The sequence below is a fragment of the Martelella sp. AD-3 genome, from assembly GCF_001578105.1.
Classification (GTDB): domain Bacteria; phylum Pseudomonadota; class Alphaproteobacteria; order Rhizobiales; family Rhizobiaceae; genus Martelella.
The window spans coordinates 75,165-99,961 of the sequence record NZ_CP014276.1 but is presented as its reverse complement, the minus strand read 5'-3'; the positions used below and the strand labels follow the sequence as shown (position 1 = coordinate 99,961).

The following is a 24,797-nucleotide window of genomic DNA, read 5'->3' as shown; positions in this document are numbered from 1 at the left end:
ACGAAAGCCGGATTCTGCTTTTCGCTCGACGCCGCAATGGCGACGGCCAGGAGGCGGAAGGAGCCTGCCATTTTTGTGCGCTTCCGCCGCCAGCCGACACCGCTACATCAGGTTGGGCAACAGAAGCGCGATCGTGGGGAAAATCAGGATCAGGACGAGACGGACGACATCGACGACCAGAAAGCTCGAAAGCCCCCTGAATATCGTCGCAAGCGAAACGTCCTTGACCACCGAGCGCAACACGAAGGCGTTGAGGCCCATGGGCGGCGTGATGTAGCTGACCTCGGTGACGATCACGACATAAATGCCGAACCAGATCAGATCAAAGCCGTATTGGGCGACGATCGGATAGAAAATCGGCACGGTCAGCGTGATCATCGACAGGCCTTCCAGCATGCAGCCGAGCACGAGGTAAATCAGGGTGATCATCAGGATCACGCCCCACGGATTGTCGCCGAAACCCGTCAGAATGGTCTGCATGTCGCTCGTCATGCCGGAGAGATTGACATAATTGGCGAATGTCAGCGCGCCGAACAGGATGAAATTCATCATCGCTGTGGTCTTGGCCGTGTCGTAAAGCGTCGAAAGCGCTTCCTGAAGTCTCATCCGGCGACGCAGTACCACCAGAAGGAAGGCGCCCGCCGCTCCCATTCCCGCGCTTTCGGTCGGCGTGAACACGCCGAGATAAATACCGCCCATGACGAAGATGAACAGCGCCAGCGCGCCCGAGACGCCCTTCAGCGCACGGATCCTGTCGATCAGCGGCAGTTTGGGTTCGACCGGCACCTCGACGCGACCCGCCTTCATCGACATCCAGACCGCCGCCACATAGAGACAGACGCCGAGAATACCGGGCACGATGCCGGCGATGAACAGTTTTCCGATGTCCTGCTGGGTCATCAACCCGTAGAACATCAGGATCACGGAAGGCGGGATCAGGATGCCGAGCGTGCCGCCGGCAGCGATCGAGGCCGTCGACAAACCGTCGGGATAGCCGAAGCGGCGCATCGAGGGCATGGAGATCTTGGCCATGGTCGAGGCCGTGGCAAGCGAGGAGCCGCAGACCGAGGAAAAACCGCCGCAGGCGAGGATCGTCGCGATCGCCAGACCGCCGCGGCGGTGCCTCAGCCAGGCATAGGCGGCGTCGTACAGATCATGGGCAACGCCCGACTGCACGACGAAATTGCCCATCATCAGAAACAGCGGAAGGATCGACAGCGAATAGCTGCGGCTGTTGTCGAAAAAGGTCTGGCCGAGCAGGGCGAAAGACGGCTCCCAGCCGATGATCGTCGCGGTTCCGACAATGCCGATGGCCGTCAGCGCCAGCGAAATCGGCAACCCGGCCAGAAGCAGGCCGAACAGCACGAGCATTCCGATTTCCCAATGCGCCATCACGAACCTCTCCGTGCGGCATAACCCGCCATCGCCAGCATGATGCAGGCGGAAAGGCCGGTGAGAATGCCTGCCAGATAGGCAAGCGGCGCCACCGGCAGGTGCAGCGAAACGGTGACCCCGCCATAACCCGCGATCTGGTCGCCCATCAGCCAGAGCCGCCAGGCCACGACAGCCATGATGGCGGCGGAGAGAAGCGCGATCGCCGGCACGCGGATGCGCTCGATGCCGCCGTTCAGCCGGTCGGTGAGGAAATCCACCGTTACGTGATCGCGATCGAGCGTCGCGGCAGGCAGACCGATGAAGATGACTGCGGAGAGCAGCAGTTCGGTCATCTCCGTTGCCCCCGCAAGCGGCGCGTTGAAGATATAACGCCCGACGACGTCGATGACGGTCAGCACCATCATCACGCAGAGAAACACGGCGCTGATCCAGGCAATGATTTTCTTGACGAGGCCGGACATGGGGGAGGCGGCCGCAAGGCCGCCTCCCTCTTCATCCGTGCCGGGGACATGGAAGCCCTTCATTGCGCGGACTCCGCTTCGACTTTGGCGATTTCCGCCTTGAGCATTTCGTAGGCCGCCTGACCGTCAACGCCCGTGGCGGAAACCACGGCGATCTGGTTGTCGATGATCGGCTGCAGCTTTTCGCGCAGCGCCGTCATGTCCGTTTCGCCGGCTTCGTGGATCCGGACCTTGCCTTCCATGGCGGCGCGGCCCCTGGCGTCGGCCTCGTTCCACATTTCGCCGGCCTTGCGCGACAGCGGCTCGCCGATGATCGTGCTGATCGCGGCCTGGTCTTCCGGCGGCAGGCTGTCCCATTTTCCCTGGTTCATGACGACGAACATGGCGGTGTTGTAAATGCCGCCCGGCACGGCATAGCCATAGTCAACGAGGTCGATCAGCTTGAAGAAATTGACGGATTCGTAGGGGAAGAAGATACCGTCCGCGACGCCCTGGCTGAGCAGTTCGTAGGATTTCGAGGACGGGCCCTCGACCGGCACGCCGCCAAGCGAGGTCACGATGTCTTTCGCCACGACGCCGCCGATACGGATCTTCTGGCCCTCGATATCGTCGACGTTTTCGATCGGCTTCGAGGAGAACATTTCGCCCGGCCCATGGGTGTAGATCGCCATGACCTTCACGCCATCATATTCGCCGGCTGAGGCGAGATATTTCTCGTAGACGCGCCAGAACGCGACCGATGTCGCCACCGCGTCATCGCTGAGGAACGGCATTTCGCCGATGGCCGCGGTCTTGAAGCGTCCCGGCGTGTAGCCCTGCACGGAGTAGGTGATATCGGCCACGCCGTTCTTGGCGAGGTCGAAGGCGGCGGCCGGCGGGCCGAGCGGGGCCGGCAGGATTTTCACCTTGACCCGGCCTTCCGTGACCCGTTCGATATCGGCGGCCATCGGCACGATGAAGTTGGCAACCTGCGGATGGGTGGCCGGCACCCAGCTCGAGAGCGTCAGCACGGTTTCGGCCTTGACCGTTCCGGCAAACATCATTACGCCGACACTGGCGGCGGACAGAACACGAAAAATTACGTTCATTTTACTTTATTCCCCTTTTTTGGTTGGAGCGAAGAGTGCATACGAACGTCTGCCGCAGCGCATCCGACGGGACCAAGCGACCCGGACAGTTTGAATAACCGACAGACGAAACCGAGACCGTGGCGTGAACGCGAAACAGACGAATCCGCATTTCAAGAGAAACTGGCCGTTTTACTGGGTCAGCCGCGTGAACGCGCGCTATGTGCAGGTTCTTGAAAAACGACTGAAGCCGATCGGCATCGACGTGCCGCGCTGGCGCGTGCTGATGTCGCTTTACGAAGATACCTATCTCTCGATTTCCGAAATCGCGGAATTTTCCACCATGCGGCTGAACACCACGACCAAGGTCGTTCAGCGCATGATCAGCGATGGCCTTGTTACCACTCGCGTGCGCCCGAGTGACGCGCGCGTGACGGAAGCCTGCCTGACGGCGGAAGGCGACCGCCTTCGCGCGCTGGCGCTGGCAGAGGCCCGGCAGGTCTTCGACATCAGCTTTCAGGATGTGAGCGACGAGGAGATGACCGTGCTCAACGCCATCCTGGAAAAGGTCTTCGGCCAGCTCAACCGTCTGTGACGCGCCGTCTGTTCTCATTTGGGCGCGCCCGCATGAAGGTGATGGAAATGACGGCCGAACCAGATCAGCCCCTCTGCGTCCAGCGCGTGGAGACGGACGGTTTCGACTTCGCAGGTCATAACCGAGTGTGAGCCAACCGGGCGGACATCAACGATCCGGCAGTCAAAGGCGACTTCGGCATCCTCCAGCACCGGCGCGCCGGTCTTGAGTTTGATCCAGTTGTTGCCGGCAAAGCGATCGCCCTGAAACCTTCCGCCGAAGCGGGAGGTCAGTTCCTGATGCCGGCCGGCGAGCACATTGACCGCCAGCACGCCATTCTCGACGAACAGGTCGTGGCATCGGATTTTCCGGTTGACGCAGACAATCAGCGTGGGCGGCGTGTCTGTCACGGAAACGACGGCGGAGGCCGTCATGCCGTGCCGGCCGGAAACGCCGTCCGACGTCAGCAGCGTCACCGCCGCGCCCAGCCGGCTCATGCCCTCACGGAACGCCAGCGCCTGTTCGTCCGGTGCATCAAAAGCCATTGTCATTCTCCCTAGATATCCAGAACGAGCCTGGAGGTGCAGGCGCGCGAACAGCAGGCGCAGATCATCGTGCCTTCCTCGCGCTCTTCATCGGTCAGAAACTTGTCGCGGTGATCGGGCGTGCCCTCCAGAACGTCGGTGACGCAGGTGCCGCAGACCCCTTCCTCGCATTTGACCTCGATCTTGACGCCGGCGCGCGCCAGCGCCTTGGCAATCGTGTCTTCCGGTCCGATCGTGACCGTGACCCCGGAAAGCCGGGCCTCGACTTCAAACGTGTCGCCGGAGGCATCGATATCGGCGGAAAAATACTCCCGGTGCACAGTGCCGCCGTCATGGCCATTCGCCTCGGCGTAGCCGATCAGCCAGTCCATGAAACCTTCGGGACCACAAACGTAGAGATGCGTGTTCTTGCCGGGCGGCGGCAGATCGCGGGCGAGATCGAGCCTCTGCGCGTCATCGCCGTCGTCGAAATGGAAGACCACGCTTTCGGCCCAAGGCGCCTGTTCGATCACTGTCCGAAATGCCGTGCGGTCCCGCGACCGCGTGCAGTAGTGCAGCGTGAAATCGCGACCGAGCGCGTGAAGACGCTGCGCCATCGCCAGCATCGGCGTGACCCCTATGCCGCCGCCGAACAGCACCGTCGTTTCGGCGTCTTCTGCAAGCGGGAAATGGTTGCGCGGGCCCTCGACCTCAAAACGCGCACCCGGCACGGCGAGGCGGTGAACAGCCGACGAGCCGCCGCGCGTTTTGGGATCGAGCAAAACGCCGATCTCGTAAAACCCGGTCTCGGCTGGATCGGAGCAAAGCGAATACTGCCGCCACAGATCGAGCGCGCCGTCGCGCAAATGAAGGTCGAGATGCGCGCCCGCCTCAAATTTCGGCAGCGCCGCGCCCTCCGGATCCACCAGCCGCAAGCGCACGATATTGCCCGGCTCCTCGATCCGTTCGGCTATCTTCAAAGTGAGCGTTTGTTCTTCCATGATAAACCTCACCGCATGTAGATGCCGCCATTGACGTCCCAGCAGGCGCCATTGACGAAGCTGGCCTTCGGGCCGGCCAGAAGCGCCGCGAGTTCGGCGACGAAGACCGGATCGCCGAGTTCGCCGACCGGAATGTTGGCGAGCGCCGCGGCCATCTTGTCCGGCGTGATCACCGAGCGCACCATCGGCGTATCCATCGGCCCCGGCGCGATGGCGTTGCAGGTCACGCCGAAGGGCGCGAGATCGCGGGCGAAGACCTTGGTGAGCGTCAGGATCGCGCCCTTGGACGCCGCGTAATGCGCGCCCGTGGCCGTGCCGCCGTTCTGGCCTGCGAGCGAGGCCAGATTGACGATCCGGCCATAGCCGCGCGCCTTGAAATGACGGCCGAATATCTGGCTGCCGGCGAAGACCCCGCCGGCATTGGTGGCGAGGATGGCGTTGAATTCCGCGGGATCGATCTCCAGCACCGGCTTGACGGCGGTGCGGGCCGCATTGTTGACGAGCACCTCGACCGAGCCCCAGCGCTCGATGCATTTGTCGAGCACGGTCTGGAAGTCTTCCGGCCTGTTGACGTCAAGCGTTGCCGTCACCGCCGTCTCGCCGGCGAGATCGAGCGTGGAGGCGAGCGCTGCGGCGGGCTCCGGATCGACATCGGAAATGACGACCCGGAAGCCCGCGCGATGCAGCGCGCGGACGATCTCGGCGCCCAGACCGCGCGCGCCGCCGGTGACCACCGCAGTCTGGATCTTTTCAGGCAGGGGCGCGGCCATCAGAACAGATAGCTGAACGAATTCAGCATCCCGTCGGAGTTGAGAAGGCGGACGATCTTGGCGTCGATCCTGAAGCTGTCGCCATCGGCCACAAGCCGGTGGGTGACATTGCCGGCCCACACGCGCTGACGGCCGAACTTGTCCTCGATCAGGTGTTCGGCACTTTCGACCGTGACTTCATCGCCCTCGACCCTGGTGATCACGAAGCGAGACACGGTGCGGACTGTTTCGGCCGGCGGCGCCGAGGAAATCGCGAAACCCCTTTGAAAACGCCCGACGCGGTCGCGCCGCATCTTGGCGTTATCATGGCAGAGGTTCACGGCGTTGTCGAAATCCTCGGTATCGCCGATCGGCAGCGTGTACATGCCGTCGTCGGTCCACAGATCGAGCCAGGCATCGTAGTCCTTGGCATCGAGCAGTGCCGCCTCATTCCATATAAAGGCGCTGACCTTCTGCAGCAGCGCCAGATCGTTGGTTGCTTTGGTCGCGGTCATACCGACATCATCCTCTTCCACATCTTGTAGGCGGCGCGCATGCCGGTTTCGGCGCTGATATGCCCGCGCGGACCCAACTCGCCCGGCTCCTCATCGACGATGCCCCGGTTGACCAGGATCGGCAGATCCTCGCCGCCCTTGGTGCCGCGCTGGACGCGTTCCCACACTTCCGCATCATCGGGCGAGCCGAAGCCCATCGGCCCTTGGAAATGCTCGTGAAGACGGATGCGCGCTCGGTTCGCGGCCGCCGGTCCGCCTTCCATCCCGATAGCGATATGGCGGATGTCCGTGCGATCGACCGCAACCGGCGTCAGCACACGGAAGAAGGCGAGCGAGAAGGAGACATTGGGGAACAGGTTGAGGTTGAAGCCCGCGCCGCCGACGGCGCGCACGATCTTGCGCACCTGATCCTCCGGATAGCCCTCGCCGCGCAGTTCCTCAGCGAGGCCCTCAAACCGCTCGGGGATCGGCTGATCGAGATTGGCATCGAGATCCTCGAGTTCAGGGATCATCATCATCACCGAATGACCGTTGCCGAGATCCTCGACCCAGCCCTTGCCCTTGTCGAGGAAGTCAAACATGTCTTCCGTCGCGCCATCGAGCGTCTGCATGAAGCTCTTGTGGACCACTGGGAAGTGATAGGCGTCGGTGGTGTTTTCGAGCTGGACCTTCCAGTTCATCGGAACCGTGAACTGATGTTCGCCCAGCACCTTCACCGGAAAACCGCCGCCCTGCTTCATGAACAGGTCGATATAGCGGCAGACCTTCGGACCGAGGAAATCGGTCAGCGGCTCGATATCCTCGTTGAAGGTGGCGAACACCATGCCCTGATAGCTTTCGGTGCGCAGGCGCTTGAGACCGTGCTGCTCCTTGCTGAAGTCGTCGCCATACTGCTCGGGATAGGGAAGCGCCCGCAGCGAGCCGTCAAGGCCATAGCCCCAGCCGTGATAGGGACACTGGAAGGACGAGGTCTTGCCCTTCTTGACCTCGCAGACTGTCGCCGCGCGGTGGCGGCAGCGGTTGACCATGACATGCAGAACGCCCTTGCGGTCGCGCGCCACGATTACCGGCTCAAGGCCGACATGCGAGAGCTTGAACGAGCCCTTGTCGGGCACTTCGCTTTCATGGGCGACCCAGACCCAGGTGCGGTGGAAGATGCGTTCCATCTCCTCTTTGAAAAGGTCGGGGTCCTCGTACATCGACGTGGCCACCTTCGCGTCAGGCGAGTAAAGCGCGTCGAGGTCGCTGAATTTCGGCATTGTCTGCGGCGATGCGTAAGACATGGATGCTCCTCTCAAAGGCTCAGAGTTCGGGAATCGTCAGCGCCCGGCCCATCCGGGCCTCGACGCGCATGTATTTCCAGAGACGGTGGTCATCGTCATCGACGACGATGGTGCGCAGGAAGTTGCAGGCGGCGATGACCGACTGGCGGTCGGGAAAATCGCACAGCATGTACCAGGTCCACGGAAAGGACTGGGATGTTCCCACCTGGGTCTGGTCATCATCGAGCGTGCCGATGACCTCCACGCCTTCGAGTTTCGATATGCTGGCCATCAGGGTCTGCGTGCCTTTCCAGACGGGCCCGATCCCGGAAAACGGCAGATCGAAGAAGGCCGGCTGCATGGCAAAGCACAGCAGTGTGCGGATCGGTGTCGGTTCTGACATCGGGTGGTCCTTTCAGAAATGGAAACTCACGGATAACCGGGCGGCGTCGGCTGTTCGAACAGCGCCGCGCCCGCCGCCTGATTGCTGCCGGTATTGATGAAGGCGTGCTGGGCGACACAGGCCGCGTCGATCATCGCCCGGCCGAGCGGATGGCCGGTGGCCATGGCGTTCGACCCGCCGAGCGTGAAGGCGATGCGCGCGGCTTCCGCGCCGTCCTGAGCGGCCCGCGAGGCGGCGTGGCGCAGGCGGATCTGCGTGGTCGGATCGACCTCGCCATTTTCCTGCATCTGCCGCCATCCCTCCTCGATCGTGTCGTAGAAGGCGGCGCGCGCGCCGCCGAGAAGCCCTTCGGCGCGGGCGAAATCGATCTGGACATAGGCGCGGGCGGCCGGGCTTGGCGCGCCGGTGATCGAGGCGCGGTTGAGCGCATCCTGTTTCACCCAGTCGAGCGCGCCGCGGGCGGCGCCAAGCGCTACGACCGCCAGAACCTGGGCGGCAAGCGCCATCGCCGGATAGCGGAAGATCGGGTCGTCCATCTGCGGCGTGCTGCCGCGTATGAAGGTCCAGTCTTCCGGCACGATCACCTTGTCGGCGATGATGTCGTGGCTGCCGGTGGCCCGAAGGCCGACCGCGTCCCAGGTTTCCTCGACGACGACCTTGTCGCGCGGCATGACGGCGGAGCGCGGCAGCGGGCTGCTTTCGCCTTCGACCTTGATGCCGCCGCCGGCGAGCGACGCCCCCATAATGCCCGAACCCCATGGCCAGCGCCCGCTGACTTCAAAACCCTCCGGGGTCCTGCGGGCCTCATGCGGCGGGAACATCGCGCCGGCAAAGACGGTGTCGGGATCGGCGCCGTAGATCTTCGCATAGGTCTCCGGCGGCAACGCCGCCAGATAGGTCGCCGAAACGCCAAAGCTCGCAACCCAGCCCGCGGAGGCATCGGCGCTGGAAATCTCCTCGATCAGGCGACAGAAAGCCTGCGGAGACAGGTTGTCGCCGCCGAAACGCTCGGGAACGAAGGCCCGGTAGACACCGATGTTCTTGAACTTGGCGACAATATCCATCGGGATATGGCGCAAGGCCTGGAATTCGTCGCTTCTGGACCTGAGCTCGGTCTTGAGCGCATCAAGCCCCGCATCGGTCGGCATGGGTTTCAGAGAGTTCATCTCAATAGTCCTTCACCTGAAAAGTCGAATGTGTTTGGCAAAACCTGCGGGCGATGGCGCAAAGACGCGCATCCTCGCCGCGGCGCGCGATAATCTGCACGCCGGACGGCAGCCCGCCCGACGTCGGCGCCGGCAGAATGATCGCCGGGTGGCCGGACAGATTGAACGGTCGCAGGAACCGGGTCAGCGGCAGCACCTTGTTGGGATCATGCGCGTCGCTCAGAAGCGGCGACGGGCTCGGCAGCGCCGGCGTCACGATCGCGTCGACTGTCTCAAGCGCCGCGTCGACCTCGGCCGTGAACGTGCGGCGCACCGCTTCGGCCGCTTCGAGCTGCGCATCGCTAACCGCCCGCGCGCCCTCCAGCCTGGCCTTGATATCGTCTCCGAAGGGCGCGCCGGCATCCAATAGCGCAAGATTTGCGGCAAGCGTCTCCCGGGCGATGATCGTCATTGCCGCCTTGAACGCGTCATCCATGCCGGAAAGCGTGACCGTGCCGGCCGTGGCATCGGCAATGGCGTCAAGCGCCTCGCCCATTTCCGGTGCAATGCCGACCTCGAGATTGAGCTTTCCGAGACGCGGCGCATGATCCAGGGCAACGGGCGCGAAACCCGGCGCAATCGCTGTCATCGCGCGCTCGATCATTGTCATGTCGCGGGCGAACGGGCCGATACAGTCCAGCGAGCTTTCGGCAGGCAAAGCGCCAGTGCGGTCGATGCTACCGAAGGTCGGCTTCAGGCCGATGACGCCGCAGCATATCGCCGGCTGGCGCACCGAGCCGCCGGTATCGGTTCCGATGGCGAAATCGACAGCGCCGGCTGCGACCGCCACGGCCGACCCCGACGACGAGCCGCCGGGAATGCGATCGCGCCAGCGCGGATTGACCGGCGTGCCCTCAAAAGCGTTCACGCCGGTCATGCCATAGGCGATCTCATGCATGCGCGCCTTGCCGACGATCCGGCATCCGGCGGAAAGCAAGCGCTCGATCACGGCGGCGTGCTGCGCGGCAGGCGCAAAGTCCGCATAAGCGGCAGACCCGCAGCGCGTGACCATGCCCGCAATGTCGATGCAGTCCTTCACAGCAACGGTCGGGCCATCGCCGGCGCCGAGCGAAAATGTCGAGACAAAGGCCGTATCCCCGGCCTTGGGGTCTGAGAGCGTCGTCATGTTGCTTTTAGCGGGAATTTATCCCGTCCCCTTTTACGTGAAAATTACCGTAAATTGCGACGCTGTCAATCCTGAATCCGAAACAAAATTCTATTTTTTTATTTATTTTCAGATACTTAAAACAGATGCGGCGGCTGCGCAAGCAATGCGGAGCCGCTGAAAATCCTATTCGGTGATGGACTGGTCGGACATTGCCGTCAGAGCATCTGTTGCGGATATCCTTCTAACATGGATTGCGCATGCGCAGTGTTGCCGGGCCTGCAAAACTGTTTTTCGTCAATCCGAAATTGCCTGCAATCAAGAGCTTGGGCACGTCGTGCGGACAAAGATAAATTTACGTGAATATTACCGCTTGACCATGGTGCGACAGGCTTTACGTTTTTGAGCGCCCGGCAATCCGGGCCACGCGCCGGCGTTCCAAGCATCGCAGCGCTTCGCACCGAACAAAATGACGAAAGCTGCTTCTGACGGCTTTCCAACGGGGATTTCTTATGACGCACGAAACTGATATCGCGGCGCTGACGCGCCGGATCGAAATTCTGGAAGCCGAGGCCGATATCCGCCGCATCCAGGCGCGCTACATGTTCCTTTGCGATACGCCCGTGCCGGAATATGGCGTGACGGACGACAAGGAACGGATCGACCTGATCATGCAACTCTATACGGAGGACGCGGTCTGGGAAGGCGTTGGCGAATATTACGACAACCAGTTCGGCAAGGCCGATGGCGCTGAAGCGATCCGCAAGCATTTCGAGGGATTCTGGGGGCAGAAGCAGGACCCGGCGCTGATCCTCAACTGCCATTACCTGACTTCCGAGCAGATCCACGTCCACGAAGGCGGCAAGACCGCCGATGGCCAGTGGGTGCATATGCAGCCCTGGCTGTTCTCCGACGGCAAGGCGCTGCTGCGTTCGTCGCGCCTCAACAATGCCTTCCGCAAGGAGCCCGATGGCGTGTGGAAGATCACCCGCACCCGCACGGAAAACGTCTTCGTCGCGCCGCTGCCGGCAACATGGGCATCCGACTATCCGTCGAAATCCGTGCTGCTGAAGCCCTGACAGGAAAGAGCGCGCGGCGGCAAACCCCGCCGCGCCTCAATTTCTCAGTCCCGCCAGCTGTGATGCCGTTTCAGCGCGGCGATATGGGCGGCATTGAAATCCGCTCCCGGCTGCTGGGCCGCCACGATCCCCATGAACGGGTCGTCGACCGGATCGCTCACGCCGGCAAGCCCTGCCATCACCGCATGGGCGCAGAACGGAACATAGGCATCCGAATAGCCGCCTTCCTGAACAACGGCCAGCCGGCCCTCGCACACCGCATCCGCCAGTTTCGAAACTGCCTCGGTCATCGCCTTGTAACTGCCGGCGTGAAGCAGCATGCGCGCCAGCGGATCGACGGCATTGGCGTCGAGCCCATTGACGACGACGATCATGTCGGGCGCAAAGTCCGCGACCGCAGGCAGCACGATATGCTCGAGCGCGGCCATGTAGACCGCATGACCGCTGCCTGGCCAGAGCGGGACGTTGAGGTTGAAGCCCTCGCCGGCCCCTGTCCCGCGCGATTCCACCCCTCCGGACCGACCGGGCGGGAAGCAGCCTTCCTGATGGATCGAGACCGTCAGCACCGAGGGGTCGTCATAAAAACACGCCTCGGTTCCGTTGCCGTGGTGGACGTCCCAGTCGATCACCGCGATCCGTTTGCGCCCCTTCGCCTGCGCCGCCCTGACGGCGACCGCCACATTGGCAAGCAGGCAGAAGCCCATCGGCGTGTCGGGCAGGCAATGATGGCCGGATGGCCGGGTGATCGCATAGGCGCGGCGGCGCCCGCCGCCTGCAACGTCGGTGACGGCGGCAAGGGCCTGCCCGGCAGACAGAAGCGCGATCTCGTAACTGCCTCCGGCAAACGGCGCCGTCGGGTGCAGCGCCCCGCCGCCGGCATCGCTGGCCGCCTTCAGCCGGTCGAGATAGGAGGCCGGATGGATCGCCAGAAGCGCCTCGCGCGGGGCTGCGGGCGCGACCTTGCGATCATAGGCATTAAACAGGCCCGATACGCTTGCCAGCGAGACCGTCCGGCTTTTCGGCTCGGGGGAATCGGCGTGGCCGCCGGAGGCAGGCGGCTGCACCCAGCCGCCGACCGGTACGACCAGCGCCGATTGACCGGCTGAAAACCACAATGTCTGCTCGTGGAAATAAAACGCGGATCGCGTTGCCGTCGCTGCCAACATGCTGGCTACTCCTTTGCTTTCAAACGCTCCGGCATGGTCCGCCGGATGGGAAACAGTCCGCCGCCCGGCCAGCGATCCGCGATCAGCCCCCAGACGCCGCGCGGCGCAAACAGCATCATGGCAATGGCGACGATGCCGAAGATCAGCATTGACCAGCCCTCCAGATCCGACAGCGCCTCGCGCAGAACAAGGAAAATCAGCGTGCCGATGATCGGCCCCTCGATCGTGCCGATGCCGCCGATGACCACGATGAAGATCACATAGGCCGCCCAGTTGATCGAGAACGCGGCATCCGGCCGGACATTGACCTGCATGATGTAGATCAGCGCGCCGGCGGCCCCGGCGGCAGCAGCCGCGAACAGGTAGACGGTGCGCTTCGTGCGCTTCGTCTTCACGCCCACGCTCTCAGCGCCGCTCTCGCTGTCGCGGAGCGCCATCAGACCGAGACCTGTGCCCGAGCGCAGCAGCCAGATGGCGCCGAAGAGGGTCAGGCCCGCCAGCCCGAGCGCCACGTAATAGGTGATATCCTCGCGCAGATGACGGTCGAACTGCATCAGGCCGCGCACCGCCCTGCCCCGTCCGCCGCCGAGCCAGTCGATGCTGGCGTTCACCAGAAGCCGGAAGACCTCCGCCACCACCCATGTGGCGACGGCGAAATAGGCGCCCCTGAGCCTGAACAGCACCCAGCTTGCCGGCAACGCGGCTGCCACGGCAACAAGGGCCGCCAGCGGAATGGTGAGGAACGGATTGATGCCCAGATCCTCGGAGAAGACCACCAGCGCATAAGCGCCGATGCCGACAAACGCCTGCTGGCCGATCGATACCAGTCCGGCATAGCCCGCCATCACGTTCCAGGCGATCGCCAGCGTCAGAAAATACAGGAACTCGACTACCGAGCGCTGCATGAACGCCGTGCCCCAGAGCGGCAGGGACAGAAGTGTGATGCCGGCTGCGGCAAGCAGAAGATTTCTCACCATGGCTCAGTTCCTGTCGATTGTTGCCGGGAAAAGCCCCGAAGGGCGGACCATGAGAACGGCCAGCGTGGCGACATGGCCGGCAAGCTGGAACCATGTCGGGTTGATTGCCCCGCCGATGGTTTGCGCCAGACCGAGGATGATGCCGCCGGCCAGCACCCCGTAGAGCGAGCCCATGCCGCCGATGATGATCACCTCGAAGGCGAAGATCAGCCGGATCGGGCCATCGAAAGCCGAGAAGTTCGAGCGCATCCCTGTGAGGATGCCGGTGACCGCGATGATGGAGCAGGCAAGCCCCATGGCCAGCGCATAGATATGTTTCGGATCAATGCCCATCAGCGCGGCGATCTGGGTGTCATCGGAAGTTGCCCGGAAGGCGCGGCCGATCAGCGTCCGCGTGAACAGCAGATGGAGGCCGCCCAGGAGCAGGAGCACGACGGCGAAGGTGACCACCGGCAGAAGGCCGATCGTCAGTCCGGGCATGAGGGTGATGCCGGCGGTTTCGATCGCGCCCTGGCGGAGCACGGCGCGATCGGCGGAAAAGGTGATCAACAGGCCGTTCTGGATGACGAAGGCGAGACCGAAGGTGATGATCACCGCCGGCATCATCCCGTCCTTCAGCCGCCGGTTGAGCACCACGGACTGCAGCGCATAGCCGAGCGCGAACATGAACGGCACAAGCAGGAGGCTCGATGCGATCGGCGACAGGCCGATATAATCGGCAATCGCCAGCGCCAGGAACGACGCCAGCACCACGAGATCGCCATGGGCGAGATTGACGGTGCGCATGATGCCGAAGGTCAGCGACAGGCCGAGACCCAGAAGCGCGTAGAAGCCGCCGAGCAGCACCCCGTTGACGAGCGTCGATATCAGGATCATGTCGCGACTCCGAAATAGGCATCCATCAGTTTGCGGCGATCGATATCGCCGCTTTGGCCCGCGAGGCTGACCCGGCCCTCGAGCAGGCAGCAGAAACGACCGGCGACCGAAAGGCCGCGATTGACGTCCTGTTCGACGATCAGGATGGCCATGCCCTCCGCCGCGATCGCCGGGAGCGAACGGTAGATCTGGTTGACCACGATCGGCGCGAGGCCGAGCGAAATCTCGTCGAGCAGCAGCAGATCGGGATTGGCCATCAGCGCCCGACCGATCGCCACCATCTGCTGTTCGCCGCCGGAAAGGTCGAGCCCGCGATTGCCGCGCCGCTTTTTGAGTTCGGGAAACAGTTCGTAGACCCGCGCCAGATTCCACGGGCCCTTGCGCCGGCAATAGCCGCCGATCATCAGATTGTCCTCAACGGTGAGGCTGCGGAACAGCCGACGCCCTTCCGGCGCCATCGCAACGCCGCGTCCCGTCATCTGCTGCGCCGGAACCCCGCAAACATTCTCGCCGCGAAGCAGGATTTCGCCCGCGCTTATGGGCAGAAGGCCCGACACCACCTGCATCAGCGTGCTCTTGCCCGCGCCGTTGGCGCCGACGATCGCCAGCGTCTCTCCCGCATCCACCGACAGCGAAATGTCGCGCAGCGCCTGGAACTGGCCGTAATGGGCGGCAATGCCCTCGATTTCCAGCAAGGCCATCAGATCACTGCCTCGATCGGCGGGGCCTCTCCGAAATAGGCCTGCTTGAACGCGTCCGAGGTCAACACCGCTTGCGGCGCGCCCTCCACGAACTTGCGGCCGAAATCGAGCGCGATCAGCCGGCTGACGACGGAAATGAGGGCATGGACGATATGCTCGATCCAGATGATGGCGACGCCCGACGCATTGATCTCGCGGATCAGGGCGACCAGGTCATGCACCTCGAAATCGGAAAGCCCGCCGGCGATTTCGTCGAGCAGCAGAACCTCCGGCCCGCAGGCAAGCGCCCGGCTGAGCTCCAGCCGCTTGCGGCCCATCAGCGACAGAGCGCCCGCAGGCTGCGCTTCCCGGTCGAGAAGCCCAGTGCGCCGCAAGGCCTCGAAGGCGACATCCTCGGCGTGATGACCATGGTGGCCGCCGCCGTGAAGCGCCGCCGTCAGCACGTTTTCCCAGACAGACAGGTCCTCGAAGGGCTGCGGCACCTGGCTGGTGCGCACCAGTCCGGTCCGGCAACGCGCGGCCTGCGGCAGCGCCGCGATATCGCGGCCCCGCCACAACACCCGGCCCTCATTGGCGCGCAAATCGCCGGTGAGAAGCTTTAGAAGCGTCGTCTTGCCGGCCCCGTTCGGTCCCAGCACGCCGAGCGCCTCGCCCGGCGCAAGCGCGAGCGAGACATCCGCGACCACCGTGACCGCGCCGAAGCGTTTGGTCAGGCCCCGCGCCTCGAGGATGGGACTATTTTCCTTAATCTCCATGCCCCTCACCAGACCTTCGGCTTCAGCGTGCCGTCGATCATGATTTCGGGGTGAGGGGCGTTGTAGGTGGTTACCAGATCATAACCGCCCTTTCCGTCCGCCTGCCACTGGCCGCCGGCGAGCGGGGTCTTGGCGACATTCGGCGCGACGGCGAAATCGCCCCAATGGATATGGCCGACACAAGTATCCAGATTGGTCGCATTCATCGCCTCGACGATGGCCTCCGGCGCCATCGCACTTGTGCGGCGGAGTATGTCGATCCCGACTTCGAACAGGGCATGGACATAGCCGGTGCCCTGCAGCCAGGCATTCCCGGTCGCCTCGGTGTAACCCGCGGCAAGCTCGGCCGCCGTCTGGCCCGTCAGCGACGAGGAAAAGGGATATTGCGGGCCCCAGTAGACCTCGCCGGAAAGCCCGTCGCCGAGCCCGTCGGGGAAGCTGGCGATGCCCTTCGGCGTCAGCGCCGCTTTGGCGACGGTCACGAATTTCGGGTTGAAGCCCATCTGCTTGGCCTGGGCCATGAAGGTCGCAAGGTCCGGCGGCAGCATGACGCCGGTGACGATGTCGACGCCGGCGGACTTGAAGGCGTTGATCTCGGCGGAGAAATCATCCTTCAGATTGGTGTAGCGGCCCGGATCGGTAAGCGCGAAACCCGCTTCGGCCAGCGCCGGCGGGAAGCCGAGCTTGCCATCGGCAAAGGCGATGCCATCCGGATCATTCGGCCACAGCGCGCCGATCACCCCGTTATTGTCGAGGCTGTTCCAGAGGCCGAAATAGATCTCCATCAGATCTTCCGCGCCCCAGAAGAAATGGTTGGTATAGGTGAATGTCTTTTCGCCGGGCACGCCGCCGCGGCCGAAATACCAGGATTGCCAGGGCGTGGCGCTGGAAACGCAGGGCACGCCGTTCAGTTCGCACTGGTCGGCCACCGGGTTGGTAGTGTCGGGCGTGGAGCCGACAAGCATGATATCGACCCCGTCCTGATAGATCAGATCGGCCGCCAGTTCGCCGGCCCGGTTGGGATCGGACTGTGTGTCCTTGTCGATGATTTCGATATTGTAGGCGCCGGTGGCAGTCTCAAGCGTGCCGCCGAGCAGTGCGCGAACCTGGTCGATGACATAGCCGTCGCTTTCGGATATCCCGCTGAGCGCACCGGAACGCGGCGAGACATAGCCGATCCTGATGGTGTCGGCGGCGGCGGCACGTCCGGTCCGAAACACCGCGGGCGCGGCGAGCGCGGCGGCGGAATATTGCAACAGGCGACGGCGGCTGAGGCTGGCTTTGGTCATGACACATTCCCCTTTTCTGGCTCAGTGACGAGCGGCTTTGATGAGATCCGCGGCTTTTTCGCCGATCATGATGGCCGGCGCATTGGTGTTGCCGGACGGGACCGCCGGCATGACCGAGGCATCGGCAACGCGCAGGCCTTCAACGCCATAGACCCGCAAATGCGGATCGACGACCGAATGCGCCGCAACGCCCATGGCGCAGGTGCCGACCTGGTGGTGGTAGCTGCCAACCGCCGAGCGGGCGTAGTCGGCAAGGCTTTCATCGTCATCGCGCATCGGTCCGGGATAGACCTCGCCCCTGACCCAGTCTTTCATCGCCGGCTGGGCGACGATCTCGCGAATCTGGCGCATCGAAGTCACGAGCGTCTTCACGTCGTAATCGGTGGCAAGCAGGTTGGGATCGAGATGCAGCGGATCGTCGATGTCGGGGCCGGTCAGCTTCATTTCGCCGCGCGAGGTCGGCCGTATCCCGGCCGCGTGCAGCGTGAACGCATTCATCGGCCCCTCCTGTCCCGGCGCATAGGCGGGCACGGAGAAGAACAGCGGCTGGATATCCGGAACCGCCATTTCGGGATGCGATTTCAGGAACATGTGAACCTGCATCGGCGGCAGCGCCGGGTCGGTCGGGAACGGGTAATCCTCCCGCGATTCATAGATCATCGGAAGCAATGTGTGATCGTGCAGGTTCTGGCCGACGCCCGGAAGATCGACGACCGTCTCGATATCGAATGCGTCGAGATGGGCGCGCGGTCCGATGCCCGACAGCATCAGGATGCGCGGGCTTTCCATCGTGCCGGCGGAGAGGATCGCCTCACGGCGCACGCCGACTTCGACGCTCTCGCCGCCGACCCGGCACCTCACGCCGGTGACCCTGCCGTTTTCGACCAGCACCTTCTCCACCCGCGTGGCCGGCGCAACCGTCAGGTTCTCCCGGTCGCGGACCGGATTGATGAAGGCGGCCGCCGTCGAGGCACGCTCGCCCTTCAGCGTGTTGAACTGGATGCGGCTGATGCCATCGAGCGACGCGCCGTTATAATCGCGATTGTGCGGAATGCCGGCCTCGCCGGCGGCGGCGATCAGGGCGTCCATCACCGGATGCGCGGCATAGTCTGTCGTGACATGCAACGGTCCGCCGACGCCATGCCAGGGATCGGCGCCGCGATCGAAATCCTCCGACTTGCGAAAATAGGGCAGAACGCTTTTCCAGTCCCAGCCATGGCAGCCAGCAAGCGCCCAGGCGTCATAGTCCATGGCGTGGCCGCGCACATAGATCATGCCGTTCATGGCCGAGGAGCCGCCCATGACCTTTCCGCGCGGCCAGTAGATCTTCCTGTCATGACAGTGTTTCTGCGGAACGGTCGAATAGCCCCAGTCATAGTCCGAGAACCAGATCTCGATCGTGCGCAGCGGGGTCGACACCATGCCGGGCGTGTCGCCATGCCCGCCCTCGATCAGCAACACGCTGACGTCTTCGTCCTCGCTCAGGCGGGCGGCAAGCGCGCAGCCGGCTGAGCCCGCGCCGCACACCACATAGTCGAACTCCCGTCCGCCAATCGAAACAGGCTCGAAAGCAGCGATTTTCGTCATTTTCAACGTTCCCCATCATGATTGCCCCGCCGTAAACTGACCCGTCGAAACGCATGCCCGGGCGGCTAAAACGGCCCGTCGCGGGAAAGGGTCGGCGGACGCCGCAGCGTCGACCACCCGAGAAAAGGTAGGAGGGGCGGCCCTTGTGGCCGCCCGTGTCGGACTATCTGTAGGCCACGCAGACCGACTTGGTTTCGAGATAGTTTTCGAGCGCGCCGCGCCCGTGTTCGCGGCCGATGCCCGATTGCTTGATACCGCCGAAGGGCATGTTCTGATCGGGAATATTGTGGCTGTTCACCCACACCGTGCCGGCCTCGATCTTCGGCACATAGCGCATGACCTTGTTGAGATCGTTGGTCCAGAGCGACGCGCCCAGACCATAGCGGCTGTCATTGGCCATGGCGATCGCCTCGTCCGGCTCGCCAAACGGCGTCATCGTGATCACCGGCCCGAACACCTCGTCCTGCATCAGCGCCATGTCCTGACGGACATCGGTGAACAGTTCCGGCGCGACGAAAAAGCCTTCCGCCGGCGCCTCGGCGCCGATAACGGGTTTTGCGCCCTCTTCCAGCCCCCGGGCGATGCAGGCCTTCACATGGGCCTGATGGCGGGCTGAAACGACCGGATTGATCTGGTTGCGCGGATCGAGGCCCGAGCCGATGGCGAGGTTGCGGGTGACAGTCGCGATCACCTCCAGAGCCTTTTCGTAAATGCCCTTCTGCGCATAGATGCGCACGCCCGCGCAGCAGGTCTGGCCCGTGTTGAAGAAGCTTCCGATGCCGGCGGCAGCCCCCAGGAGATCGAGATCCATGTCGTCGAACATGATCATCGGCGCCTTGCCGCCGAGTTCCAGCGTCACCCGTTTCATGTCCTTCATGGCCTGGATGCCGATCAGCTTGCCGGTCTCGGTCGAGCCGGTAAAGCCGATCTTGGCGACGCCGGGATGGGCGACCAGCGCCGCGCCGGCGGTCTCGCCCATTCCGGTCACGACATTGACGACGCCCTCGGGAAACCCGGCTTCGAGACAGAGTTCGGCAAGCCTGATGGCGGTGAGCGGGGTTTCCTCGGCGGGCTTCAGAACAACCGTGCAGCCGGCGGCAAGCGCGGGCGCGATCTTCCAGCTCGCCATGTTGAGGGGAAAGTTCCATGGCGTGATCGCGGCCACGACGCCCACCGGCTCCTTGCGAGTATAGGCCTGATAGCGCATGCCCGGCGGGATCGCGATCGACACGTCGAGCGTCGATCCCTCGATCTTGGTCGCCCAGCCGGCCATGTAGCGGAAATATTCCGCGGAGGACTGCACCTCGACCAGACGCGACAGCATGATCGACTTGCCCTGGTTCAGCGTTTCGAGCTGCGCGAGTTCCTCGCCGTTTTCCTCGATCAGGTCCGCAAGTTTCAGCAGAAGACCCTGCCGCTGGATGGGCAGCATTTTCGACCACGGGCCTTCAAGCGCGGCCTCTGCCGCCTTGACCGCCCGATCGACATCGCCATCGCCGCAGGCCGGAACCGCAGCCAGAACGCCGCCGGTCGCCGGATTGTAGACGGGATAGGTTTCGCCGCTTCCGGCGGGTTCGGATCTGCCGGCGATCACGGCCTTCGGCGCCGTCAGGAAATCCGTGACAATAGCCGATACGTCCTCGACGATCGTGTCGGGTTGCTCAATCTTCATCTGTTCGCCCTCATCGCTATATTGCGATTTTTTGTGATTATTCACGTGAATTTGGCATTTATCAAGCGCCAAATTGCTTTCCCGACACCTCGCGCCGGATTATATCTTCAGCCCTTGTTTTGCTTTTGACGGCAGAGCACGAAGTCAAAGTCGGCCTGCCAGGCCTCGTTTGCGCGGTCAACTTTCTCGAACGGAATGATCAGCGACTTTTTCACGCCGAAGACAGCGTCGGAGGTGAGATACCGGTCGCCCTCGACGAAGATATGAGTGATCACCCTGCTATAACCGTCCGCGGTAACCATGAAGTGGGTGTGCGCCGGCCGCCAGGGGTGGCGGCCGAGCGTCGCCAGCATCTTGCCAACAGGTCCGTCATCCGGGATGGGATAGGCAACCGGCTTGATGCCCCGAAACGCGTATCTGCCATCCGGGCCCGTCCGGAAGATGCCGCGATTGTTGAAAGGCGGCTGGATGTCGGGCTGCTGCACATCGTAGAAACCCTCGTAATTGTCGGACCACACGCTGATCAGCGCATTGTCGATCGGATTGCCTTCGAGATCGACCACGCGCCCTTGAAACAGACAGATTTCGCCCTTGCCGTCGAGACAGATATTGTCGCCCATCTGCCGCTCCGGCGCGCCCTCGACATGGAATGGTCCGAAGACCGTGGTCTCCGTTGCACCGTCGGGCGCGCGATGGTTGACGGCATCGACCAGCATGGAGACGCCGAGTACGTCCGACAGCAGAATGAACTCCTGCCTTGTGTCGCTGCAGATCTGGCCGGTCTTGGTCAGGAAATCGATCGCGACTTCCCATTCCGCCTCGGTGAGCTCCACCTCCTTAACGAAGGCGTGAAGGTGATGGATCAGCGCATCCATGATCTGGCGCAGGCGCGGCGAGACGTTCTCGCCCATCCGCGCACTGACGGCCTCTTCAGAATTTTCCTCGGTAAAATAGCTCATGTCGATATCCTCCATTCGACAAGCGGTCTTTCTCCGGCATGGGTGCAGGCAGCAAGAGCCGCAATCGCGTCGCCCGCCAACGGGCGCGGGTTCCGGTAGAAATTGGCGCGCGCGCTGTCTGCAGCCCTGTTCACGCCCCCCTCGTGCAGTCGCGCCGTTGCGCCGCATCCGAAAACCACGCGGGCCGGCTGACTTGCATTGACAAACGCACGATTACTCATGGCCCGCGCTCCCCGCATCGAGGATGTAATCCACCTGATGGCGGGCAACCCTGAGGCCTTCCAGCCGCTCACGTGCGGCAAGGTGGGCAGGATGCGCTGCATAGGCCCGCAAGGCCGCCTCGTTTTCGAATTCGCTGACCAGAACCATGTCGCAGGCATAGGAAATGCCGCTGTGATCGACGCCGATCTCAAGCCGCAGCATGCCGGGGATCTGTCCCCGCAGCGCCTCGAATTCCGTCCGCACGCGGCTGATCGCGCGCGCTCTTTCGCCGGACGTATCGCCGGCCACGTTCCACATCACGATATGGCGGACGGGATTTGACCGGTCATTTTCATTCGACATGGCAGTCTCCGGCGGGGCGGCCCCGCATGCGTTCTCACTCGCAAGTCTGGCACCGTCTTGTTGCATGATAAATCACGTAATTTGGAAAACATCATTGCAGATCGAGCAAAAAAGCCCGCGACCTCGGCAGGAATGACTTGATCAAACGCATTTTTACGTGAATATTACCGTTATAAAAATGGGAACAGAAAAGCTGGTGGACTGTCTTGGATCGTTTTGCCGAACTGGAAATCTTCACCCGCATCGCCGAGGAAGCCAATCTGACACGCGCCGCCGAAGAGCTCGGCCTATCGGTGTCCGGCGTGAGCAGATGTCTGACGGGCCTTGAAAAACGGCTCGGGGTCCGGCTGGTGCAAAGAACGACGCGCCATCTATGCCTGACGTTGGAGGGCGAGCGGTTTGCCCGCAGCGCGCGCGACATTCTTGCGGACCTTCAGGACGCCGAAACCAGCGTGAGCGTCGTCGCTGCCGAGCCGCGGGGAACCTTGCGCATCGGCTCGTCGCTGTCCTTCGCCCTGTTGTACCTGATGCCGATCGTCCGCGACTTCAAGGCCCGCCACCCCCATGTCAGCGTCGATCTGCAGGCCTCCAACCGGTATTGCGACATCATCGAAAACGGATTGGATGTTGCGATCAGAACCCGAAGTTCAGAAGCTGACAGCAGCGTAACGATCCGCAAGCTCGCCGAAGTTCCCCGCATTCTGGTGGCCTCGCCGGATTACATCGGACAGCATGGCGCGCCTGACACGCCGGAGGCGCTGCAAAATCACGCCCTGTTGCTCTACACGCTCTCCGATGACTGGGACCATCTGACGTTCACCCGTGGCGAGGAGACGCGTCGCCTGCCGGCAAAAGCCGAGATCGCCTCCAATGACGGCCAGTTGCTGCGACAGGCAGCCCTTGCCGGCATGGGCATCCTGGTCCAGCCGGCCTATGTCGTCCACGACGACCTTGCCGCCGGCCGGCTCTTGCCCGTGCTCGGCGACTGGCGCCTGCCGACGCTGACGATGAACGTCGTGTTCCCGTCGCGCGCGCATCTTCCGGCCAGAACCCGGCTGTTCATCGACGCGATAGTCCGATATTTCCGCGACCACGATCTGGAACGGAACTGGCTCGAGCAAGCTCTCGCCACCACGCACTGAACCGGGCTTTCGAGTCCGGCATACCCTCAATGCCCGCAGCCGGGCGCTTTCATGACTGAAAGGACTGAACCATGCCGGCCACCGAGGCCTATGTCGAACATGTCGCCATCCCTGTCCGCGATATCGCCCAGCATGTCGCATTTTTCGAAGAGGTGCTCGGCATGACCATCACCAAGGCGGACGGCGATCCGGCATCGCCGTCCCAGGTCTGGCTGCTGGGCGGCCTGCAACTGATCTCCGATCCGGCCTTTTCAGGCCCGGAAGGCCGCATGGCCCATCTCGGCATCGTCTGCGCCGATGTGCCGTCAGCAATCGCGGCGGCCCGCGCGAGGGGCGCGCGGCCGACCGAAAAAGGCGAGAACTGGCTCGCGCTGCCTGATGGACTGGTGCTGGAATTCCTGCCCGAGACAAAGGATGCGGTCAGGCAGGCAAGAAGCCTCGATCCTCGTGCCTGATCGTCAGACGGGCGCGATCACGAGAAACGCTCCAGCCGATAGGGCGCGGGATCGACGATCGGCGGCGCGCCCGTCACCAGATCGGCGGCAAGCGCGCCCGCCGCCGGACCCGTGCCGAAGCCGTGGCCGGAAAAACCGGTCGCCAGCGTCAGACCGGGCAGTTTCGGCGCAGCGCCCATGACCGGCAGCGAATCCGGCGTGATATCCATCATCCCGGCCCAGACCTCCGCAATCACGGCCTCGGAAAAGGCCGGCCAGGCTTCCGCGATATTGCGCATTGCCTCGGCATTGATGGCGGCATCGGCATCCGGATCCATGGTCCTGACACGCTCAAACGGCGATGGCCCCTTCTCGCCCCAGCGGCGCGGCAGGCGGAGGTCGTTGACGAAATCCCGGCCAAGCCTGATGCGCAACAGCCCCCGCTGCCCGCGCAGCATCGGCAGATAGCGCAGGCCTATCAGCAGATGATCGAGCATCAAGGGCGCGCCGAGCGCACCGCGCTGGGTGATGGTATAGCCGCCGTCATGGCGCTTGCGGAACGAGAAATCCGGTCCGCCGACGGCGATTTCCGTCGGCCCATCCATCGGTTCCGTGCGGATCACGGACGAGATCAGCGGCAGCGTCGGCAGCGAAATGCCGAGATTGCCGAGAAATTTCCGCGACCACAGCCCGCCCGCGAGCAGCACTTCCTCGCAGCGGATTTCCCCGCGTTCGGTCACGACGCCGGAGACCCGACCGCCGGCGGTCGCAAGCGTACGAACGGCGCAGTTCTCAACGATCACCGCGCCCTTTGCGATCGCCGCGTTGGCGATGGCGGAAGGGGCCATTGTCGGCTCCGCGCGCCCGTCGGAGGGGGTGTAGATGCCGCCCGCCCAGTCGCCCTTGCCGCCCGGCACCAGATCGCCGATCGCGCGATTGCTCAACAGCCTTGAATCGAGCGGCAGTTGCTCGACGGTTTTCAGCCATTGCCGGTGCATGTCCATCTCCGCCTCGGTGCGGGCGAGATACATGATGCCGGTCTGGCGATAGCCGACATCGACGCCGATGCGCTCCGGCATTTCTGCCCAGAGCCGGTCCGCCGCAAGCGACATCGGCACGTCCGGGGCCGCGCGTCCCATCTTGCGCACCCAGCCGAGATTGCGCGACGACTGTTCCGCGCCGACGCGCCCCTTTTCCAGCACCACGACGGGAATGCCGCGTTCGGCCAGCGTCAGCGCGGCGCTCAAGCCGACAATGCCCGCGCCGATGATGACGACGGTGGTGGTGTCGGGAAAAGTTTCGGCGGTATTCACGGTAGGCAATGCGGGAGCCATG

The 24,797-nt window shown here is 63.4% G+C and carries 26 protein-coding genes; 4 read left to right on the top strand and 22 right to left on the bottom strand.

The window, feature by feature from the left end; all coding sequences use genetic code 11:
- Positions 1-102: 102 nt before the first annotated feature.
- Genes AZF01_RS21545 through AZF01_RS21535 form a run of 3 tightly spaced genes read right to left on the bottom strand, consistent with a single transcriptional unit; the run spans position 103 to position 2,944 of the window.
- Positions 103-1,392 (bottom strand): TRAP transporter large permease, encoded by a 1,290-nt coding sequence (locus AZF01_RS21545; RefSeq protein ID WP_024706877.1) that lies wholly within the window; start codon positions 1,390-1,392, stop codon positions 103-105.
- On the bottom strand, positions 1,392-1,919 hold the full coding sequence (locus AZF01_RS21540; protein ID WP_082781129.1) for a TRAP transporter small permease: 528 nt from the start codon (positions 1,917-1,919) through the stop codon (positions 1,392-1,394). Before AZF01_RS21540 ends, AZF01_RS21545 begins: the two co-directional genes overlap by 1 nt.
- Positions 1,916-2,944 carry a TRAP transporter substrate-binding protein gene (locus tag AZF01_RS21535; RefSeq protein WP_024709326.1) on the bottom strand — a complete coding sequence of 343 codons (1,029 nt, stop codon included), beginning with the start codon at positions 2,942-2,944 and terminating at the stop codon, positions 1,916-1,918. Before AZF01_RS21535 ends, AZF01_RS21540 begins: the two co-directional genes overlap by 4 nt.
- Before the next feature lie 124 nt (positions 2,945-3,068).
- Here AZF01_RS21535 and AZF01_RS21530 point away from each other — a divergent pair, with 124 nt between their 5' ends.
- A complete protein-coding gene (locus AZF01_RS21530; RefSeq protein WP_024709327.1) occupies positions 3,069-3,518 on the top strand; it encodes a MarR family winged helix-turn-helix transcriptional regulator in 450 nt (149 codons plus the stop codon).
- 14 nt (positions 3,519-3,532) lie between these two features.
- On the opposite strand, the gene AZF01_RS21525 is transcribed toward AZF01_RS21530, so the two are convergent.
- From AZF01_RS21525 to AZF01_RS21490, 8 genes are read right to left on the bottom strand one after another with little or no spacing between them, the layout of a single operon-like run.
- A complete protein-coding gene (locus AZF01_RS21525) occupies positions 3,533-4,042 on the bottom strand; it encodes a flavin reductase family protein (RefSeq protein WP_024709328.1) in 510 nt (169 codons plus the stop codon).
- A gap of 11 nt (positions 4,043-4,053) precedes the next feature.
- Positions 4,054-5,022 (bottom strand): PDR/VanB family oxidoreductase, encoded by a 969-nt coding sequence (locus tag AZF01_RS21520; protein WP_024709329.1) that lies wholly within the window; start codon positions 5,020-5,022, stop codon positions 4,054-4,056.
- An 8-nt stretch (positions 5,023-5,030) separates the two neighbouring features.
- The gene (locus AZF01_RS21515) at positions 5,031-5,792 is read right to left on the bottom strand and encodes an SDR family NAD(P)-dependent oxidoreductase (RefSeq protein WP_024709330.1); all 762 of its coding nucleotides are present in this window, start codon (positions 5,790-5,792) and stop codon (positions 5,031-5,033) included.
- Positions 5,792-6,286: an aromatic-ring-hydroxylating dioxygenase subunit beta gene (locus tag AZF01_RS21510; protein ID WP_024709331.1), complete on the bottom strand. Its 495-nt coding sequence runs from the start codon at positions 6,284-6,286 to the stop codon at positions 5,792-5,794. The genes AZF01_RS21515 and AZF01_RS21510 overlap by 1 nt, the downstream gene beginning before the upstream one ends.
- Positions 6,283-7,545: an aromatic ring-hydroxylating dioxygenase subunit alpha gene (locus AZF01_RS21505; protein ID WP_051424128.1), complete on the bottom strand. Its 1,263-nt coding sequence runs from the start codon at positions 7,543-7,545 to the stop codon at positions 6,283-6,285. The genes AZF01_RS21510 and AZF01_RS21505 overlap by 4 nt, the downstream gene beginning before the upstream one ends.
- 43 nt (positions 7,546-7,588) lie before the next feature.
- Entirely contained in the window at positions 7,589-7,951 is a 363-nt protein-coding gene (locus AZF01_RS21500; RefSeq protein WP_024709333.1) for a hypothetical protein, read from the bottom strand.
- A 26-nt stretch (positions 7,952-7,977) separates the two neighbouring features.
- Complete coding sequence (locus tag AZF01_RS21495) at positions 7,978-9,117, bottom strand: acyl-CoA dehydrogenase family protein (RefSeq protein WP_024709334.1); 1,140 nt, start codon at positions 9,115-9,117, stop codon at positions 7,978-7,980.
- A gap of 1 nt (position 9,118) precedes the next feature.
- Positions 9,119-10,282 (bottom strand): amidase, encoded by a 1,164-nt coding sequence (locus tag AZF01_RS21490; RefSeq protein ID WP_024709335.1) that lies wholly within the window; start codon positions 10,280-10,282, stop codon positions 9,119-9,121.
- Positions 10,283-10,773: 491 nt separating this feature from the next.
- On the opposite strand from AZF01_RS21490, the gene AZF01_RS21485 reads away from it, so the two are divergent.
- Positions 10,774-11,340: a nuclear transport factor 2 family protein gene (locus AZF01_RS21485; protein WP_024709336.1), complete on the top strand. Its 567-nt coding sequence runs from the start codon at positions 10,774-10,776 to the stop codon at positions 11,338-11,340.
- Between the two features lie 44 nt (positions 11,341-11,384).
- Here AZF01_RS21485 and AZF01_RS21480 read toward each other — a convergent pair whose 3' ends face one another.
- The 10 genes from AZF01_RS21480 to AZF01_RS21435 all read right to left on the bottom strand — a co-directional run bounded on the left by AZF01_RS21480 (position 11,385) and on the right by AZF01_RS21435 (position 21,886).
- Entirely contained in the window at positions 11,385-12,506 is a 1,122-nt protein-coding gene (locus AZF01_RS21480) for a class II histone deacetylase (protein WP_061449914.1), read from the bottom strand.
- A gap of 5 nt (positions 12,507-12,511) precedes the next feature.
- The gene (locus AZF01_RS21475; RefSeq protein ID WP_024708734.1) at positions 12,512-13,483 is read right to left on the bottom strand and encodes a branched-chain amino acid ABC transporter permease; all 972 of its coding nucleotides are present in this window, start codon (positions 13,481-13,483) and stop codon (positions 12,512-12,514) included.
- Between the two features lie 3 nt (positions 13,484-13,486).
- Positions 13,487-14,359 carry a branched-chain amino acid ABC transporter permease gene (locus AZF01_RS21470; RefSeq protein WP_024708733.1) on the bottom strand — a complete coding sequence of 291 codons (873 nt, stop codon included), beginning with the start codon at positions 14,357-14,359 and terminating at the stop codon, positions 13,487-13,489.
- Positions 14,356-15,060, bottom strand: coding sequence for an ABC transporter ATP-binding protein (locus AZF01_RS21465; protein WP_081725808.1), 705 nt, complete (start codon positions 15,058-15,060; stop codon positions 14,356-14,358). The genes AZF01_RS21470 and AZF01_RS21465 overlap by 4 nt, the downstream gene beginning before the upstream one ends.
- On the bottom strand, positions 15,060-15,815 hold the full coding sequence (locus tag AZF01_RS21460) for an ABC transporter ATP-binding protein (protein ID WP_036237469.1): 756 nt from the start codon (positions 15,813-15,815) through the stop codon (positions 15,060-15,062). The genes AZF01_RS21465 and AZF01_RS21460 overlap by 1 nt, the downstream gene beginning before the upstream one ends.
- Positions 15,816-15,820: 5 nt before the next feature.
- Positions 15,821-17,104, bottom strand: a complete 1,284-nt coding sequence (locus AZF01_RS21455) for an ABC transporter substrate-binding protein (RefSeq protein WP_024708730.1) — start codon at positions 17,102-17,104, stop codon at positions 15,821-15,823.
- A 21-nt stretch (positions 17,105-17,125) separates the two neighbouring features.
- Complete coding sequence (locus AZF01_RS21450) at positions 17,126-18,691, bottom strand: GMC family oxidoreductase (RefSeq protein ID WP_061449913.1); 1,566 nt, start codon at positions 18,689-18,691, stop codon at positions 17,126-17,128.
- A gap of 163 nt (positions 18,692-18,854) precedes the next feature.
- Positions 18,855-20,363 (bottom strand): aldehyde dehydrogenase, encoded by a 1,509-nt coding sequence (locus tag AZF01_RS21445; RefSeq protein WP_024708839.1) that lies wholly within the window; start codon positions 20,361-20,363, stop codon positions 18,855-18,857.
- A 107-nt stretch (positions 20,364-20,470) separates the two neighbouring features.
- Positions 20,471-21,322: an intradiol ring-cleavage dioxygenase gene (locus AZF01_RS21440; RefSeq protein WP_024708838.1), complete on the bottom strand. Its 852-nt coding sequence runs from the start codon at positions 21,320-21,322 to the stop codon at positions 20,471-20,473.
- A 213-nt stretch (positions 21,323-21,535) separates the two neighbouring features.
- Positions 21,536-21,886 (bottom strand): Dabb family protein, encoded by a 351-nt coding sequence (locus AZF01_RS21435; RefSeq protein ID WP_024708837.1) that lies wholly within the window; start codon positions 21,884-21,886, stop codon positions 21,536-21,538.
- 206 nt (positions 21,887-22,092) lie between these two features.
- Here AZF01_RS21435 and AZF01_RS21430 point away from each other — a divergent pair, with 206 nt between their 5' ends.
- Positions 22,093-23,028 carry a LysR family transcriptional regulator gene (locus tag AZF01_RS21430; protein ID WP_024708836.1) on the top strand — a complete coding sequence of 312 codons (936 nt, stop codon included), beginning with the start codon at positions 22,093-22,095 and terminating at the stop codon, positions 23,026-23,028.
- Positions 23,029-23,099: 71 nt separating this feature from the next.
- The gene (locus AZF01_RS21425; RefSeq protein WP_036237579.1) at positions 23,100-23,483 is read left to right on the top strand and encodes a VOC family protein; all 384 of its coding nucleotides are present in this window, start codon (positions 23,100-23,102) and stop codon (positions 23,481-23,483) included.
- A 17-nt stretch (positions 23,484-23,500) separates the two neighbouring features.
- Here the strand turns inward: AZF01_RS21425 and AZF01_RS21420 are convergent, their stop codons facing one another.
- Complete coding sequence (locus AZF01_RS21420; protein ID WP_024708835.1) at positions 23,501-24,796, bottom strand: FAD-binding oxidoreductase; 1,296 nt, start codon at positions 24,794-24,796, stop codon at positions 23,501-23,503.
- Position 24,797 lies beyond the last annotated feature (1 nt).